The organism is Streptomyces sp. NPDC101237 (assembly GCF_044767465.1).
GTDB classification, from domain to species: Bacteria; Actinomycetota; Actinomycetes; order Streptomycetales; family Streptomycetaceae; genus Streptomyces; species Streptomyces gramineus.
On record NZ_JBIWNY010000001.1, the window covers coordinates 1 to 16755 of the forward strand.

At 72.5% G+C, this 16755-nt stretch carries 12 protein-coding genes; 7 read left to right on the forward strand and 5 right to left on the reverse strand.

Annotated features, from left to right (window positions below):
• Nucleotides 1-108: 108 nt before the first annotated feature.
• The 3 genes from ACIRQ9_RS00005 to ACIRQ9_RS00015 all read right to left on the reverse strand — a co-directional run bounded on the left by ACIRQ9_RS00005 (nucleotide 109) and on the right by ACIRQ9_RS00015 (nucleotide 5751).
• Nucleotides 109-2298, reverse strand: a complete 2190-nt coding sequence (locus ACIRQ9_RS00005; protein ID WP_404165467.1) for an RICIN domain-containing protein — start codon at nucleotides 2296-2298, stop codon at nucleotides 109-111.
• Between the two features lie 28 nt (nucleotides 2299-2326).
• On the reverse strand, nucleotides 2327-3691 hold the full coding sequence (locus ACIRQ9_RS00010) for a ricin-type beta-trefoil lectin domain protein (protein ID WP_404165469.1): 1365 nt from the start codon (nucleotides 3689-3691) through the stop codon (nucleotides 2327-2329).
• A 194-nt stretch (nucleotides 3692-3885) separates the two neighbouring features.
• Nucleotides 3886-5751: an ABC transporter ATP-binding protein gene (locus ACIRQ9_RS00015; RefSeq protein WP_404166371.1), complete on the reverse strand. Its 1866-nt coding sequence runs from the start codon at nucleotides 5749-5751 to the stop codon at nucleotides 3886-3888.
• Nucleotides 5752-5830: 79 nt separating this feature from the next.
• Between ACIRQ9_RS00015 and ACIRQ9_RS00020 the strand changes: the two genes are divergently transcribed.
• The 7 genes from ACIRQ9_RS00020 to ACIRQ9_RS00050 all read left to right on the forward strand — a co-directional run bounded on the left by ACIRQ9_RS00020 (nucleotide 5831) and on the right by ACIRQ9_RS00050 (nucleotide 15585).
• Entirely contained in the window at nucleotides 5831-6907 is a 1077-nt protein-coding gene (locus ACIRQ9_RS00020; RefSeq protein WP_404165471.1) for a YbhN family protein, read from the forward strand.
• Nucleotides 6908-6937: 30 nt separating this feature from the next.
• Nucleotides 6938-7738, forward strand: a complete 801-nt coding sequence (locus tag ACIRQ9_RS00025; protein ID WP_404165472.1) for a crotonase/enoyl-CoA hydratase family protein — start codon at nucleotides 6938-6940, stop codon at nucleotides 7736-7738.
• Nucleotides 7739-8073: 335 nt separating this feature from the next.
• Nucleotides 8074-9165 carry a mechanosensitive ion channel family protein gene (locus ACIRQ9_RS00030; protein ID WP_404165474.1) on the forward strand — a complete coding sequence of 364 codons (1092 nt, stop codon included), beginning with the start codon at nucleotides 8074-8076 and terminating at the stop codon, nucleotides 9163-9165.
• 447 nt (nucleotides 9166-9612) lie between these two features.
• On the forward strand, nucleotides 9613-11829 hold the full coding sequence (locus tag ACIRQ9_RS00035; RefSeq protein ID WP_404165476.1) for an NADP-dependent isocitrate dehydrogenase: 2217 nt from the start codon (nucleotides 9613-9615) through the stop codon (nucleotides 11827-11829).
• 366 nt (nucleotides 11830-12195) lie between these two features.
• Nucleotides 12196-13560, forward strand: coding sequence for a bifunctional o-acetylhomoserine/o-acetylserine sulfhydrylase (locus ACIRQ9_RS00040; RefSeq protein WP_404165478.1), 1365 nt, complete (start codon nucleotides 12196-12198; stop codon nucleotides 13558-13560).
• A gap of 20 nt (nucleotides 13561-13580) precedes the next feature.
• Nucleotides 13581-14693 carry a homoserine O-acetyltransferase gene (locus ACIRQ9_RS00045; protein WP_404165480.1) on the forward strand — a complete coding sequence of 371 codons (1113 nt, stop codon included), beginning with the start codon at nucleotides 13581-13583 and terminating at the stop codon, nucleotides 14691-14693.
• Between the two features lie 100 nt (nucleotides 14694-14793).
• On the forward strand, nucleotides 14794-15585 hold the full coding sequence (locus ACIRQ9_RS00050; protein WP_404165482.1) for an N-formylglutamate amidohydrolase: 792 nt from the start codon (nucleotides 14794-14796) through the stop codon (nucleotides 15583-15585).
• Between the two features lie 88 nt (nucleotides 15586-15673).
• Here the strand turns inward: ACIRQ9_RS00050 and ACIRQ9_RS00055 are convergent, their stop codons facing one another.
• Both ACIRQ9_RS00055 and ACIRQ9_RS00060 read right to left on the reverse strand, forming a co-directional pair.
• A complete protein-coding gene (locus tag ACIRQ9_RS00055) occupies nucleotides 15674-16153 on the reverse strand; it encodes a hypothetical protein (RefSeq protein WP_404165484.1) in 480 nt (159 codons plus the stop codon).
• On the reverse strand, nucleotides 16150-16749 hold the full coding sequence (locus ACIRQ9_RS00060; RefSeq protein ID WP_404165485.1) for an RNA polymerase sigma factor: 600 nt from the start codon (nucleotides 16747-16749) through the stop codon (nucleotides 16150-16152). Before ACIRQ9_RS00060 ends, ACIRQ9_RS00055 begins: the two co-directional genes overlap by 4 nt.
• Nucleotides 16750-16755: the final 6 nt, after the last annotated feature.

Consider the following 16755-nt stretch of genomic DNA (forward strand, 5'->3'; position numbering starts at 1 on the left):
GCCGGGCGGCCCGGCCCCGGGCCCCCCCCGGGGGGGGGCGGGGGGGCGGGGGGGGGGGGGGGGGGGGGGGGGGGGGCCGCCCCCCCCCCCCCCCCACGGCCGTTCAGGTCACGGGTACGACTTCAGGTTCGCCACGTTGTTGGACGAGTTCGACGGCCCGCCCGTGTTGTTGACGACATGGCTGATGGTGCCGGTGCCGCCGAGGGAGACCGTCACCAGGCTGGTGAAGCGGACGCCCGAGGTGTTCGGCGCCTCGACGGCGTGCGCCGCGACCACGCCCGGATTGACGTTGAAGTAGCAGTAGCTGCCCAGGCCGTACACCTGGTGGCTGGTGACCGAGTCGGCGACCTTGTAGGCCGCGTAGCCCTGGGTCGAGCCGTTCATCCAGGCCGCCTGGTTGGGCGGGTCGTAGGGCATCTCGTTCTGGTAGAAGTACGTCCGGCCGCCGTTGCCGTTCCAGAGGGTCTGGTACTTCTGGAAGTGCTCGACGAACAGGCCGTACATCGTCACGTCGTCACCGTTGACGACCAGGCCGGTGTCCGCGGTGTTGCTGGTCCAGCCGACCCCGCTGCCGTGGTCGGCGCGCCAGATCCACATGTGGTCGCCGATGACGTTGTCGCTGTTGACGACGAGGCTGGTGGTGGCCTTGCCGACGCCCGCGCCGCCGACCCGGAAGTACACGTCGTGCAGGGAGGTCGGGTCGGCCGCGTGCGAGGCCGAGGAGCCGCTGGGACCGACCTCCACCAGGGTGGAGGAGTTGGTGGTGCCGGCGTCGAAGAGCAGGCCGGCGATCTGGACGCCGTCGACGTCGGCGACCTTCATCGCGGTGACGCCGTTGTCCGGGACGAAGGTGGCGAGGCCGAGTCCGAGGACGACGGTGTCGGCCCGGTTGACCTGGAGCGTCTGGTCGAGGTGGTAGACGCCCGGGGTGACCAGGAGGTTCTTGCCCGCCGCCAGGGCCGCGTTGATCTGGGAGGCGGTGGCGCCCGGCTTCACGACGTAGAAGCTGTCCAGGGACAGCGACGAACCGGCAGCGGAGCCGGAACTCCAGCTGGTGCCCGAGGAGTTGGACCGGGTCGACGGTACGAAGACCTGGTAGTTGCCGGAGCCGTCGACGTACAGGAACGGCTTCTCGCGGGTCACCGGGCTCTGGGCGACCGTGGTGTCCGGCGGGCTCGGGAAGGTGGTGCCCGGCACCCCGGTGCTGCCGACGAAGACCATGTTCCAGTTGGAGCCGGTCCAGCTGCCGAGCTGCGAGTTGCGGGTCAGCCACTGCTGCTGGCTGCCGGAGTTGACCTGGCCGTCGATCTTGCTGTCGGCGATCAGACCGCCGCTGGACCAGCCGCCGTCGTCCAGCGCGAGGTTGCCGCGCAGGTGCATCCGGCGGTAGGCGGAGGCCTGCGAGACCGCCCAGCGGTCGGCGCCGCCGGTCGGCGTGACGGAGAGGTTCTCCGCGCCGCGCCAGAAGTTCTGGGTGGCGTTGCCCTGGAACCAGTCGGCCTCGGCGTGCACCGCGCCGTTGATGTTCACCGCGTCCGGGGTCAGGCCGAGGCCGAGGACCTGGGTGTAGAAGCCGACGTTGACGTTCGCGCTGTAGGTGCCCGGCTTGAACATCACGGCGTAGCGCTGGGAGCCGAACTGGTTCGTCTCCTGCTGCTGGAAGATCGAGTTGAGGCGGCTCTGGATGGTCGACGCCGACATCGACGGGTCGAAGACGACGACGTTCGGGCCGAGGTCCGGGGTGCCGGACGGCGGCGCCGACACGGCGGCCACCTGGAAGCGCTGGGCCGCGGTGCCGTTGCAGGCGTACTGCACCAGCTGCACGCTGTCCGCGGTCGAGGCGGCCGGGTCGTCCAGGCACTTGCCGCTGTTGCGGTTGACGAAGTGGTAGGCGCCGCCGCCCTCGTCGACCGGCTGCCACTGCTGGTTGGCGCCGCCGCCGTAGGTCCACAGCTGGGTCGTGGCGTTGTCGGCGGTGGAGACGTCGGTGACGTCGACCACCTGGTCGGTGTTGTTGGCGTTGCCGATCCGCACGTAGCCGTCGCTGGTGGCGGTGAGGCTCCACTGCTGGGCGGTGGTGCCGTTGCAGGAGTACTGCTGCACGGCGGTGCCGTTCGCGGTGGCGGCGGCCCTGGCGTCCAGGCACTTGCCGCTCGCGGCGTTGGTGAGGGTGGCGAGGCCGGTGGGCAGGGCCGCGGCGGCCGCGTGCGCGGACGGGGCGGCGGTCAGCAGGGACGCTCCGAGAACGGCCAGCACGGCGGCGGCCGTCGGTCTGCGGCGCCAGGGAAGGCGAGGCAAGGGATCTCCTAGTCCGAGGGGTGGGGGGTCAGCCGGTGTAGCCGGCGAAGACGCGCGTGTAGTCCCAGTTGGACTGGCTCACGCCCGAGCAGCTGTCGGCGGAGCCCCCGGTGCAGGGCCGGTCGCGGTTGGCCGACCAGAAGGTGAGCCGGGCCAGGTGGTGCTGCTGGGCGTAGGCGAGGATGGTCCGGAAGTCGTTGACGGTCACCGTCTCGTTGTTGTCGGTGATGCCGTTCATGGACGAGATGCCCATGTCCCGGTAGGCCTGGTCGTCGCTGTAGTGGTACGCGTTCTTCAGCGCGTTCTTCAGGCCCTCGGCCGCCTGGGTGGTGAGGTTGCCCATGTTCTGGCCGGCGCCGCCGAAGTCGAAGGGCATGATGGCCCAGGCGTCGACGGTCAGCCCCGAGTTCGCGGCCCGGTTGATCAGGCTGGTGTCGGGTCCGCTCTGGCCGGTGCCGATGGTGATGTACACCTTCGTGCCCGGGTTGTTGGCCTTCACCGTCTTCAGCGCGTCCACGACCCGCTGCTGCACGGTCCCGTTGCTGTAGGCGTCGGCCTCCAGGTCGATGTCGATCGCCTTGAGACCGCCGTAGGCGTTGATGACCTTCTGGTAGGCCGCGGCCAGTTCACCGGCGCTGGAGCAGGAGCTCTCCAGCTTGTTGCCGCTGTAGCCGCCGAACGACGGTACGACGTCACCGCCGTTGGCGCGTACGGTGTTGACGGTCTGCTGGTCGACCCCGCCGGTCAGCGCCCGGCCGCCGTCCCACTGCGGGTTGCAGTAGCCGTTGCTGAGGACGAACGCGAGCGTGTAGTACTTCACGCCGGTCGCGTTGGTGATCGTGGTCGGGCTCGGCGGGTCGCCCCAGCCGTTGTACAGGTACGGCGCCACGGCCATCGGCGAGGACGGCGTGCTGCCGCCGCCGTCGGGGGCGGGCGCGGTCCACTTCTGGTTGGCGGTGCCGCCGCACGTCCAGATCTGGGCGCGCGTGCCGTTCGCCGAGGAGTTGCCGGTGGCGTCCAGGCACTTGTCGGCCTGCGGGTTGACGATGTCGTGGGCGGAGCTGACGGTCCACTTCTGGTTCGCGCCGCCGGTACAGGTCCACAGCTGCGCCTTGGCGCCGTCCGCGGTCGAGTTCCCGGTCACGTCGAGACACTTGCCGAGGGCCCGTATGGTGCCGTCGCCACCGACGGTCCACTGCTGGGCGGCGGTGCCGTTGCAGTCGTAGAGCTGGACGGCCGTGCCGTCGGCGGAGGCGGCGCCCGCCACGTCCAGGCACTTGCCGCCGATGCCGGTGATGGTGCCGGTGGCGGCCTGCGCGGGGGACGCGGCGAACAGGCCCGCGCAGAGGGTCAGGGCGGCCAGGGCGGCGGCCGTGGGAAGGGGTCTGGCCATGGGGGGGGTGGCCTTTCACGCGGGGGGATGCGACACGGCGCGTGCCCAACACCTCTGCGGCCAGAGGGCGTTGGGCACAGCCGTGAGGCTTTGTTTAAGGCGTGAAGCTAAAGGTCCGGACCAGTGCCGTCAAGTGCGGGAGCGCTCCCTTCGCGGAATCGTGGAAAAAGATGACGCCGAGGTGAACGCGGCCGTCAGGACGCCGGCGCGGCGGCGAACTGAGTGCGGTGCAGCTCGGCGTACCGCCCCTGCGCCACCAGGAGTTCCGCGTGGGTCCCGCGCTCGGCGATCCGGCCGTCCTCGATCACCAGGATCTGGTCGGCCGCCCGGATCGTCGACAGCCGGTGGGCGATGACCACGGCCGTGCGCCCCTCCAGCGCCTCGGCGAGCGCCTCCTGGACGGCCGCCTCCGAGGTGTTGTCCAGGTGCGCGGTGGCCTCGTCGAGGATGACCACGCGCTGCCGGGCCAGCAGCAGCCGGGCGATGGTCATCCGCTGCCGCTCGCCGCCGGAGAGCCGGTAGCCGCGCTCGCCGACCACCGTGTCCAGGCCGTCGGGCAGGGACCGTACGACCGCGTCGAGGCGGGCCCGGCCGAGGGCGTCCCACAGCTCCTCCTCGGCGGCCGCCGGCCGGGCGAGCAGCAGGTTGGCGCGGACGGTGTCGTGGAACAGGTGGCCGTCCTGGGTGACCATGCCGAGCGCGGCGCGCAGCGAACCGGCGCTCAGGTCGCGGACGTCGACGCCGCCGATGCGCACGGCGCCCGCGTCGACGTCGTACAGGCGCGGCAGCAGCTGCGCGATGGTGGACTTGCCCGCGCCGGAGGAACCGACCAGCGCGACGGTCTGCCCGGGTTCGGCGCGGAAGGAGACGCCGTGCAGGACCTCGGCACCGCCGCGGGCGTCGAGGGCCGCGACCTCTTCGAGCGAGGCGAGGGAGACCTGGTCGGCGGCCGGGTAGGCGAAGCGGACGTCGTCGAACTCGACGGCCACCGGGCCCTCGGGCACCTCGCGGGCGTCCGGCTTCTCCTCGATCAAAGGCTTGAGGTCGAGGACCTCGAAGACCCGCTCGAAGCTGACCAGCGCGCTCATCACCTCGACACGGGCGCCGGCCAGCGAGGTGAGCGGGGCGTAGAGCCGGGTCAGCAGGAGGGCGAGGGAGACCACGGCGCCCGGCTCCAGGGTGCCGCGCAGCGCGAACCAGCCGCCGAGGCCGTAGACCAGGGCGAGCGCGAGCGAGGAGACGAGGGTGAGGGCGGTCATGAAGACCGACTGGGCGGTGGCGGTGCGCACCCCGATGTCCCGGACCCGGGCGGCGCGCGCCGTGAACTCCGCTGACTCCTCCTCGGGGCGGCCGAAGAGCTTGATCAGGGTGGCGCCGGGCGCGGAGAAACGTTCGGTCATCCGGGTGCCCATCGCCGCGTTCAGCGCGGCGGCCTCGCGCTGCATCCGGGCCATCCGGCCGCCCATGCGGCGGGCGGGCACCACGAACACCGGCAGCAGCACCAGGGCGAGCAGGGTGATCTGCCAGGACAGGGTCAGCATGACCGCGAGGGTGAGCAGCAGCGTGACCAGGTTGCTGACCACGCCGGAGAGGGTGTTGGCGAAGGCCCGCTGGGCGCCGATCACGTCGTTGTTGAGACGACTGACCAGCGCTCCGGTACGGGTCCGCGTGAAGAACGCGACGGGCATGCGCTGCACATGGTCGAAGACCGCCGTGCGCAGGTCGAGGATGAGCCCTTCCCCGAGCGTGGCCGAGAGCCGGCGCCCCAGCACGCCGAGCGCCGCCTCCCCGACGGCCACGGCGGCGATCAGCAGCGACAGCCGTTCGACCGTGCCGGTGTCGTGTCCCGTCACGATCGCGTCGACGACATGGCCGGCCAGCACCGGGGTCGCGACGGCGAGCAGGGCGGTGACCACCCCTAGCAGGACGAAACGGATGATCCCGCTGCGGTGGGGGCGGGCGAAGGCGGCGATCCGGCGCAGCGTGGCCCGGTCGAGCGGGCGCCGCTCCCGCTCGGCGGTCATCACGCTGTGCAGCTGCGTCCAGGCGGTGGTTTCCATACTCATGGTGGAGAACGTAGGACCTCAAGCCTCGTTGAGGTCAATGTCCCGCTCACCGTCCCCTCGTACGAAGGACCAGATGAGCCTCCCCCCTCACCCGCTGTCCGTCCGTCATCCGGTGTCTCCTCCTCCGCCACCCGCAGTTGGCGCGGCGCGGAAAACCTCTCCCGGTGTGACAGCGGAAAGAATCCCCGGCTTCCGTGCGGGCCCTCTGCCCCGGCTCGCCCGCCGTGTCCCCTGGCGGCACATCCTCACCCTGATCCCGCTCCTGCTCGTGGCGGTCATCGCGGTGCGGCACTGGCCGGTCCTCGTCGAGGGCTTCGCCCACCTCCGTGACGCCTCCCTGCCGTGGCTGCTGGCGGCGGGCGCCGCCACCTGCCTGACCTGGGTGGCCGCGGCCTTCACCCGGCAGGGCGCGGTGGTCCAGCAACTGCCCCGCTGGCGGCTGCTGGCGACCCAGCTCGCGGCCGGCTCGGCCAACCACCTGCTGCCGACGGGCCTGGGCTCCGGCGCGGTCAACCTGCGGTTCATGACGGTGTGCGGGGTGCCGCTGGCCACCTCCTCGGCCGCGCTCGCCCTGTACCTGCTCGCCGAGTCGGTGGCCCGGGTGGGCCTGATGGCCGTGTTCTTCGTCGCCTTCCCGGACGCGCTGCACCTCGGTGGCCTCCTCCCGCACGGGACGGCCGGCCCGCTGGTGGCCGTCGCCGCCGCGGCCGCCGTCGCGGCGCCGGCCGCGCTGTTCCTCGTACGACGGGTGCGCGAGCCGGTGTTCCGCTTCGTGCGCGCGGCGCTGAGCGAGGCCCGTTCGGTGCACACGCGTCCGTCCCGGGCCCTGGCGCTGTGGGGCGGCTCGCTGGCCTTCCCCGCACTCCAGGCGGCCGGACTGGTGGCGGTGGGGCAGGCCCTGGGCCTGCCGGTGCCGCCCGCCCACATGGCGCTGGCGTACCTGGCGGCCACGGTCGCCGTCGCGCTGATCCCCACGCCGGGCGGACTGGGTTCCGTGGAGGCGGCGCTGATCGTGGCGCTGGTGGCGGCGGGCGGCCCGGTGGCGGTGGCGACGGCCGTCGTCCTCGCGTACCGGATCATCACAGTGTGGGTGCCGTTGCTGCCGGGAGCCCTGACACTGGGAGCGCTGGTACGACTGAAGGTCATCTGAACCGGGTGGCCCCGCGACGGAGGGAAGCGCATGCCGGTCCGCCTGGAACGCCAGGGTCCTGTCACCACGGTCGTCCTCTCCCGCCCCGCGGCACGCAACGCGGTGGACGGGCCGACGGCGGACGAACTGACCTCCGCCTTCCTTGAGTTCGAGGCGGACGACGCGGCCCGGGTGGCGGTGCTGTGGGGTGAGGGCGGCACCTTCTGCGCGGGCGCGGACCTGAAGGCGGTGGGCGGCGAGCACGGCAACCGGGTCGCCGAGGACGGCGACGGCCCGATGGGCCCGACCCGGCTGCGGCTGTCCAAGCCGGTGATCGCGGCCGTCGCCGGGCACGCCGTGGCGGGCGGTCTGGAGCTGGCTCTCTGGTGCGACCTGCGGGTGGCGGAGGAGGACGCGGTGTTCGGCGTCTTCTGCCGCCGCTGGGGCGTGCCGCTGATCGACGGCGGCACGGTACGGCTTCCTCGGCTGATCGGCACCAGCCGGGCCATGGACATGATCCTGACCGGCCGTCCGGTCCCGGCCGCCGAGGCGTACGCGATGGGCCTGGCCAACCGCCTGGTGCCGCCGGGCACGTCACGCACGGCGGCGGAGGAACTGGCCGCGTCCATCGCCGCGTTCCCGCAGGCCTGCCTGCGCAGCGACCGGGCGTCGGTGCTGGACCAGGAGGGCCTGGACGAACAGGCGGCGATGCTCGCCGAGGTCCAGTACGGCATGGACGTGCTGGCGGAAGGCGTCGAGGGGGCGGCGCGCTTCGCGGCCGGGGCGGGCCGGCACGGATCCTTCACGGACCAGGGGGCCTTCGCCGACCAGGGAGCCTTCCCGGACGCCTGAGGGCCGCGCCGCCTTCCCCGCGGCAACCGGGCCGCGCGGCGGGGCGACGGGCGACGGGCGACGCGGGCCGGAACGGGCCCCGGGTCCGGGGTGCGGGGTGCGGGGTGTCGCCGCCCGGCGCACGGGCCGCCGGGTGCACGGGCCGCCGGGCGCGGGCGGCGGTCTGCCGGTGCGCGACGGGCGGGGTCGACCAGGCGGGCTTCCGCAGAAGTTCGCGTCCCTTCGACCGCGCCGTCCGGGCCCGCCGCCGAGGTCCGTCGCACGAACCTCCGTGCGGATCCGGGTCCGTGGGTACGGCAGGATGAGCGGTTGCACAACCGAATGGGAGGTAACCGGTGGACCGAGCGCTCACCGTCGATGACCTGGTCCTTGCGGGCATCGCCCTGGCGGCGGGCCTGTTGCTGGCCTTTCTGTCGCGCGGCGTGCTGCGCTGGCTGGCCAAGCATGCCAAGCGGACGCGCTGGAGCGGTGACGACGTCGTCGTGGACGCGCTGCGCACGGTCGTCCCCTGGGCGGCGCTCACGGGCGGCGCGGCCGTCGCCGCCGCGGCCCTGCCGCTGACCAGGACCGTCCAGCACCACACCGACCAGTGCCTGAAGGTACTGCTGATCTTCGCAGCGACGGTCTCGGCGGCGCGGGTGATCGCCGGTCTGGTGCAGTCGGTGACCCAGTCCCGTTCCGGGGTCGCCGGTTCGGCCACGATCTTCGTGAACATCACCCGGGTGCTGGTCCTCGCGATCGGCTTCCTGGTGGTGCTGCAGACGCTGGGCGTCTCCATAGCGCCGCTGCTCACCGCCCTGGGCGTGGGCGGACTCGCGGTCGCCCTCGCGCTCCAGGACACCCTGGCCAACCTCTTCGCGGGCATCCACATCCTCGCCTCCAAGACCGTCCAGCCGGGCGACTACATCCAGCTGAGCAGCGGCGAGGAGGGCTACGTCGTGGACATCAACTGGCGTCAGACGACCGTGCGCCAGCTCTCCAACAACCTGGTGGTCGTGCCCAACGGCCAGCTGGCCAAGACCAACATGACCAACTACACGCGCCCCGAGCAGCGGTTGACGATCCTGGTGCAGGTGGGTGTGAGCTACGACAGCGACCTGGACCGGGTCGAGCGCATCACGCACGAGGTGATCGCCGAGACCATGACCGAGATCACCGGCGCGCTCCCGGAGCACGAACCGGCCATCCGCTTCCATACCTTCGGCGACTCGCGGATCGGTTTCACGGTGATCCTGGGCGTCGGTGAGTTCAGCGACCAGTTCCGGATCAAGCACGAGTTCATCAAGCGCCTGCACCGGCGCTACCGCGAGGAGGGCATCCGCATCCCGGCCCCGACCCGCACGGTGGCCCTCCAGCAGGGGGCCGTGGTGATACCGCAGCAACGCGTCCCAGACGATCTGCCGTCGGGCCTGCCGCACACCGACTAGCTGTATGGGCCCGAAGCGTTGTTCACACGGCTGATCGGTGGGTGGCCGCCGAGTGCGGTGTGGCAGCGGTGGTGGTTGTAGGTGTGGAGGAAGTATGTGCGAGCCGATCTTCACCTCCTCCTGGAGCAGGAAGGCCGGCTTGCACAGGGTGAGGGTCCGGGTCGGCCGGGGCCCCCGTGGCCAGTACGGTGGCGGTGCCCGGCAGGGCGGCCGCCGGGGCCGTCACTCCGGTGCGATTTCTCATGGTCAGCTTTGGCTCGGGCGGCCCGGCTGGTCGGTCCGGCCGCCGGTCGATGTGGCTCGTTCGTCTCGACCACCCTGTGGACCGATCTGGTTGCCTGGCGCATGACAAGCCGATCTTCCGAGTCGCGGACCCCTGTCGAGCCCGGGTCGTGCACGAGATATCTTGATGTCGAGCAATGTTGCAGACGTGGAGCGGAGCACCCGGTGACTGACTCGACCATCTTCTACACCTACACAGACGAGGCCCCGGCCCTCGCGACGCACTCGTTCCTGCCGGTGATCCAGGCGTACGCCTCGCAGGCCGGAGTCGCCGTGGACATCCGCGACATCTCCCTGGCCGGGCGCATCATCGCCCACTTCCCGGAGTACCTGAACGAGGACCAGCGCGTCCCGGACGCCCTGGCCGAGCTGGGCGACCTGGCCAAGACCCCCGAGGCCAACATCGTCAAGCTGCCGAACATCTCGGCGTCGATCCCGCAGCTCAAGGCCGCCGTCGCCGAGCTGCGGGACAAGGGCTACGCGCTGCCGGCCTACCCGGACGACCCGAAGAGCGACGAGGAGCGCGAGATCCGCGCCCGCTACGACAAGATCAAGGGTTCCGCCGTGAACCCGGTCCTGCGTGAGGGCAACTCGGACCGCCGCGCCCCCGCCTCGGTGAAGAACTACGCCAAGACCCACCCGCACCGCATGGGCGCCTGGACCTCCGAGTCCAGGACCGACGTGGCCACCATGGGCGAGAACGACTTCCGCTCCACCGAGAAGTCCGCGGTGATCTCCGAGGCCGGCGCGCTGCGGATCGAGCTGGTCGCCGAGGACGGCACCACCACCGTGCTCAAGGACTCCGTACCGGTCCTGGCCGGCGAGGTCGTCGACGCCTCCGTGCTGCACGTGGCCCAGCTCAACGACTTCCTGGCCGCGCAGATCGCGCGCGCCAAGCAGGACGGCGTCCTGTTCTCCGTGCACCTCAAGGCCACGATGATGAAGGTCTCCGACCCGATCATCTTCGGTCACGTGGTGCGCGCCTTCTTCCCGAAGACGTTCGCGCGGTACGGCCAGACCCTCAAGGCGGCCGGCCTCAGCGCCAACGACGGGCTCGGCGGCATCCTCAAGGGCCTGGAGAACCTGCCCGAGGGCGCCGAGATCAAGGCCTCCTTCGACGCCGAGCTCGCCGAGGGCCCGGCCCTGGCGATGGTCGACTCCGACAAGGGCATCACCAACCTGCACGTGCCCTCCGACGTCATCATCGACGCCTCGATGCCGGCCATGATCCGCACCTCCGGCCACATGTGGGGCCCGGACGGCCAGGAGGCCGACACCCTCGCGGTCATCCCGGACTCCTCCTACGCCGGTGTCTACAAGACCGTGATCGACGACTGCCGGGTCAACGGCGCCTTCGACCCGTCCACCATGGGTTCGGTCCCGAACGTGGGCCTGATGGCGCAGAAGGCCGAGGAGTACGGCTCCCACGACAAGACCTTCGAGATCGCCACCGCCGGCACGGTCCGCCTGGTCGACGCGGCCGGTGCCGTCGTCATCGAGCAGCCGGTCGCCGCCGGAGACATCTTCCGCGCCTGCCAGACCAAGGACGCGCCGATCAAGGACTGGGTGAAGCTGGCCGTCACCCGTGCCCGCGCCACCGGCGACCCGGCCGTGTTCTGGCTGGACGAGGGCCGCGCCCACGACGCGCAGCTGATCGCCAAGGTCCGGCAGTACCTGACGGAGCACGACACCGAGGGCCTGGACATCCGGATCCTCGCGCCGGTCGAGGCCACCAAGCTGTCCGTGGAGCGCATCCGCCGCGGCGAGAACACCATCTCCGTCACCGGCAACGTGCTCCGTGACTACCTGACCGACCTCTTCCCGATCCTGGAGCTGGGCACCAGCGCCAAGATGCTGTCGGTCGTCCCGCTGATGGCGGGCGGCGGCCTGTTCGAGACGGGCGCCGGCGGCTCCGCGCCGAAGCACGTGCAGCAGCTCGTCAAGGAGAACTACCTGCGCTGGGACTCCCTCGGCGAGTTCTTCGCGCTGGTCCCGTCCTTCGAGCAGTACGCCACGGCCACCGGCAACGCCCGCGCCAAGGTGCTCGCCGACACGCTGGACCGCGCCACGGCGACCTTCCTGAACGAGGACAAGTCCCCGACCCGTCGCGTCGGCGGCATCGACAACCGCGGCAGCCACTTCTTCCTGTCCCTGTACTGGGCGCAGGAGCTGGCCCGGCAGACCGACGACGCCGAGCTCGCCAAGGCGTTCGCGCCGCTCGCCGAGACGCTGACCGCGAACGAGCAGCAGATCGTCGACGAGCTGCTCGCCGTGCAGGGCTCCCCGGCCGACATCGGCGGCTACTACCAGCCCGACAAGGCCAAGGCGGACGCGGTCATGCGCCCGTCGGCCACCTGGAACGCGGCGCTCGCGGCCCTCTGAGCCGACCCCGCCGCTCCACTGCTCCGGGACCCTCCGCGGGTCCCCGGCCGACGGCTCCGCCCCGGCAGGCATCGCGCCCGCCGGGGCGGAGCCGTGTCCGCCCCCCGTGTCGCGCGTGTGTCGTTCGTGAAGTCTGCGTGTCGCGCACGGCGGGCCGCTGGCGGGCCGTGATCCGCCGTGGTTCGCTCGACGCATGACGGTGCTTGTGACCCGAAGTCATGTCGATCATGTGCGTGTCACCACCACAGGGTGTCGCGCCGAGAGCTGACGCTCCGCTCCGGCCCTTTCCCCGCCCCGCCCCGTTCTGCCGACGACGCGTGTCCGCACGCGCACGCCGTCCTGCCGTCCCGCACGAGGAGCAGCACCATGAGCCAGCCCATCGACTCCGTCACCGCCGGTCACACGCCCGACGAGCCGCCCGCCGGACCGGACACCTCGGCCTGGTCGTTCGAGACCCGGCAGATCCACGCCGGAGCCGTCCCGGACCCGACGACCGGCGCCCGGGCGACGCCGATCTACCAGACGACCTCGTTCGTGTTCCGCGACACCCGGCACGCCGCCGACCTGTTCGCCCTCGCCGAACCCGGCAACATCTACACCCGCATCCACAACCCCACCCAGGACGTGTTCGAGCAGCGGATCGCGGCCCTGGAGGGCGGCGTGGCGGCGGTGGCGCTGGCGTCCGGGCAGGCCGCGGAGACGCTGGCGATCCTGACCCTGGCGGGCGCCGGCGACCACATCGTGTCGAGCACGTCCCTGTACGGCGGCACCTACAACCTGTTCCGGCACACCCTGCCGAGGTTCGGCGTCGAGGTGTCCTTCGTGGACGACCCGGACGACCCGGAAGCCTGGCGTGCGGCCGTCCGCCCGAACACCAAGGCGCTGTTCGCCGAGACGCTGGGCAACCCGCGCGGCAACGTGCTCGACGTCCGGGCGGTCGCGGACGTGGCGCACGCGGCCGGCGTGCCGCTGATCGTCGACAACACCGTCCCGACCCCCTATCTGCTGCGGCCCCTGGAACACGGCGCGGACATCGTGGTGCACTCGGCGACCAAGTTCCTCGGCGGCCACGGCACGGCCATCGCCGGTGTGGTGGTCGACGGTGGCAGCTTCGACTTCGGCGCGCACACCGACCGCTTCCCGGACTTCTCCGAGCCCGACCCGAGCTACCACGGACTGCGCTACTGGCCGGCGCTCGGGCCGGGCGCGTTCGCCGTCAAGCTGCGGGTGCAGCTGCTGCGCGACCTCGGTCCCGCGCTCTCCCCGCACTCGGCGTTCCTGCTGCTCCAGGGCGTGGAGACGCTGAGCCTGCGGCTGGAGCGGCACTCCGCCAACGCGCTGGCCCTGGCCCAGTGGCTGGAGCGGCGCGAGGAGGTCGCCGCCGTGCACTATCCGGGGCTGCCCTCCAGCCGCTGGTACGAGGCCGGGCAGCGGTATCTGCCGCACGGCGCGGGCGCGATCGTCTCCTTCGAGCTCCGGGACGGGATCGAGGCGGGGAAGCGGTTCGTCGACGCCGTCGAGCTGTTCAGTCACCTCGCCAACATCGGCGACGTCCGCAGCCTGATCATCCATCCGGCGTCCACCACCCACAGCCAGCTGGACGACGAGCAGCTGGCGGCGACCGGCACCGCACCGGGCCTGGTGCGGCTGTCGGTCGGCATCGAGAACCTGGCCGATCTCCGGGCCGACCTGGAGGCCGGTTTCCGTGCCGCCAAGGGCGCCGCGTCCTGAACGCCGCACCGCCCCCCGGGGTGCCCCGGCCGGCGGCCCGGTGGGAGGAGGATCCGCCGGGCCACCGGCAGTGGCGCGCGCTGGAGAAGCCGCTGGCCCTGGAGACGGGCGGTGAACTGCCAGGGGTCAGGCTGGCGTTCGAGACCTGGGGCCGGCTCGCCCCGGACGCCGGCAACGCCGTGCTCGTGCTGCACGCGCTGACCGGTGACAGTCACGTCGCCGGGCCCGCCGGGCCGGGGCATCCGACCCCGGGCTGGTGGGAGGGCGTGGTCGGGCCGGGCCTCGCGCTGGACACCGACCGCTGGTTCGTCGTCGCCCCGAACGTCCTGGGCGGCTGCCGGGGCAGCACGGGACCGTCCTCCCGGCGCCCCGGAACCCTCGGCGCCTGGGGCGGCGCGTTCCCCTTCCTGACCCAGCGGGACCAGGTCGCCGCCGAGGCCGGGCTGGCCGACGCCCTGGGCATCGGGCGGTGGGCCCTGGTCGCCGGTGGTTCGATGGGCGGCATGCGGGCCCTGGAGTGGGCGGTGACGTATCCGGACCGGGTCGGCGCGCTGCTGCTGCTCGCCACCGCGGCGGCGGCCGGCGCGGAGCAGATCGCCTGGACGAACACCCAGCTCACCGCGATCCGCGCCGACCCCGGGTGGCAGGGCGGCGACTACCACGGCACCGGCCGGGCCCCGCACGCCGGCCTGGGGCTGGCCCGCCGGATCGCCCACATCACCTACCGCAGCGAGCCCGAGCTGGCGGCGCGCTTCGGCCGGCGGGCTCAGGGCACCGAGGATCCCCTGTCCGGGGGCCGCTACCAGGTCGAGTCCTACCTCGACCACCATGCCGCCAAGCTGGTCCGGCGCTTCGACGCGGGCAGCTACGTGGTCCTGTCCGAGGCGATGAACGCCCACGACGCCGGCCGCGGCCGGGGCGGACTGCGCGCCGCCCTGCGCCGGGTCACGGCCCGCACCCTGGTGGCCGGAGTGGACTCCGACCGTCTCTATCCCCCGGCCCAGCAGGCCGAGCTGGCCGCCCTGATCCCGTCCGCCGACGGACCGCGGCTGGTCGAGTCGCCGTACGGGCACGACGGCTTCCTGATCGAGACCGGGCAGGTCGGCGCGCTGCTGCGGGAACTGCTGGCCTGACGGGCCGCCGCCGCGGGGAGCCACGACGGGCACGGGCCGGCCGTCGATGTGACACCGTGCTCCCACACCCCGTCACCGACACCACCCCCGGGAGCCGCCCGTGTCCGAGCCGTCGTACGACCTGCTGCCCGGCGCCGCCGAGTCGCCCGTGATCCTGCACGTGCCGCACTCGGCGCGCAAGATCCCGGCCGCGGTGCGCGAGGGCATCGTGCTGGACGACGCCGCTCTGGAGCGGGAGCTGGACCACATCACGGACGCGCACACGGCCGGCATCGCGAAGGCGGCAGCCGAGCTCGCCGCCGTGACTCCCTGGCGGTTCGTCAACCGGCTGTCCCGGCTGGTGGTGGACCCGGAGCGGTTCCCGGACGAGCGGGAGGAGATGCTCGCCGTGGGGATGGGGGCCGTGTACACGCGGACCACGCACCGGGAGGTGCTGCGCGAGGAACCGCTCGATCACGGGCCGCTGGTCGAGCGGTACTTCCGGCCGTACGCGCGGGCGATGACCCGGGCCGTGGCCGGGCGGCTGGCGGCGACCGGACGGGCCGTCGTGATCGACGTGCACTCCTATCCGACCCGGGCGCTGCCCTACGAGCTGCACGGGACGGGTCCGCGGCCGCCGGTGTGCCTGGGCACGGACGCCTTCCACACCCCTCCCGGGCTGACGGCGGCGGCCCGCGCGGCCTTCGCGGAGTGCGGGCGCGCGGAGCTGGACAGCCCGTTCGGCGGGACCTACGTGCCGCTGGAGTTCCACGCGTCGGACGCGCGGGTCCAGGCGCTGATGATCGAGATCCGCCGCGACCTCTACATGACCGAGCCGGGCGGTCCGGCGGGGCCTGGGGCGGACCGGCTCGCCGCCGCCCTGGCCGCGCTCGTGGACGCCGTCGCCCGCTGACCCTGCGGCCGGCCGGTTTTCGCACGACACGCGGCAAGGGCCCTACGGCTGTGCGGGCATGACCACGGACGTGTCCGCGCCGCCGGACTCACACCCGCAGCCACTCCGTGACGATCACGTCGCCGCCGGTCCGCAGCCGGAGCGCGAACGGGCCGACGGGCGCGGTGTCGCTGGCGAACCGGCCCATGCCGTCGGCCGTGAGGGCACCGCCGGCCGCCGGGGTGCCGAGCAGTTCGATGCGCGCGGGCTGCGGAGGCAGCAGCTGCCCGAGCAGTCCGTCGCCGGTGACCTCGATGTCCACCGTGAGGTCGCCCGCCTGGAAGGTCAGCATCCGGGGCGGTGCCTCGGCCCCCCTGACCGGGATGGCGTCGACGAGGGAGTCGAAGGTCAGCTCGGCGATCCGGGCGTCCAGGTCGTGCAACGCGTACGCGTCCATGGCCACTTGCAGCAGTCCGGCCGGGAGCGGGTCGAGGACGGCGGCCGCCTGGCGCAGCTCCTCCTCCAGCAGGTCCGCGTCGAAGGCGGTGCCGTCGAGGCCCTCCGCCACCGGGAATCCGTCGTCGCTCATACCGCACCCCTCGCGTCGAGCCGGGCCCGCAGCCGGCGCAGGCAGCGCTGGCGCAGCGGGCCGATGCTGCCCACCGCGATGCCCAGCGCCCCGGACACCTCGGCATAGCTGGGCGGCGGCGAGGCCATCAGCACCCGCAGCAACTGCCTGCATCGCGCGCCGAGTTCCTCGAACTCCTGCCACAGCAGACGGATCCTCTCGGCCTCGTCCGCCCGGTCCTCCGCGTCGATCAGGGACTGTTCGGGCGTGCGGTCGTCGCTCACCCGGTCCAGGACCTGCGGATCGTCGGTGGGCAGCAGGCGGGTCAGCCCGCGGATCACCTTCAGGCACTCGTTGCGTGCGGTGCTGGCCAGCCAGGAACCCGCCTTGTCGGGCTCCCGGATCCGGCCCAGATGCTGGGCGAAGCGGAACCACACGGTCTGGTACACCTCGTGCCCGTCGGCGTCGGAGAGCCGATGCGCGCGCACCACGGACCACACCAGTGGGCTCAGCCCCTCCACGAGCGCCTTCCAGGCCGCCGCGTCGCCGTCGACGGCGGACTGGACCAACGCGCCGACCTCTGCTCGGTCCACGGCCCCACCCCTCGTGTACGGCAAGTCATC

Coding starts and splice junctions, on each gene's coding strand:
- ACIRQ9_RS00040 (WP_404165478.1), top strand. CDS start 12,196: ATGAGCCAGCCCATCGACTCCGTCACCGCCGGTCACACGCCCGACGAG.
- ACIRQ9_RS00015 (WP_404166371.1), bottom strand. CDS start 5,751: ATGGAAACCACCGCCTGGACGCAGCTGCACAGCGTGATGACCGCCGAG.
- ACIRQ9_RS00020 (WP_404165471.1), top strand. CDS start 5,831: ATGAGCCTCCCCCCTCACCCGCTGTCCGTCCGTCATCCGGTGTCTCCT.
- ACIRQ9_RS00010 (WP_404165469.1), bottom strand. CDS start 3,691: ATGGCCAGACCCCTTCCCACGGCCGCCGCCCTGGCCGCCCTGACCCTC.
- ACIRQ9_RS00055 (WP_404165484.1), bottom strand. CDS start 16,153: ATGAGCGACGACGGATTCCCGGTGGCGGAGGGCCTCGACGGCACCGCC.
- ACIRQ9_RS00025 (WP_404165472.1), top strand. CDS start 6,938: ATGCCGGTCCGCCTGGAACGCCAGGGTCCTGTCACCACGGTCGTCCTC.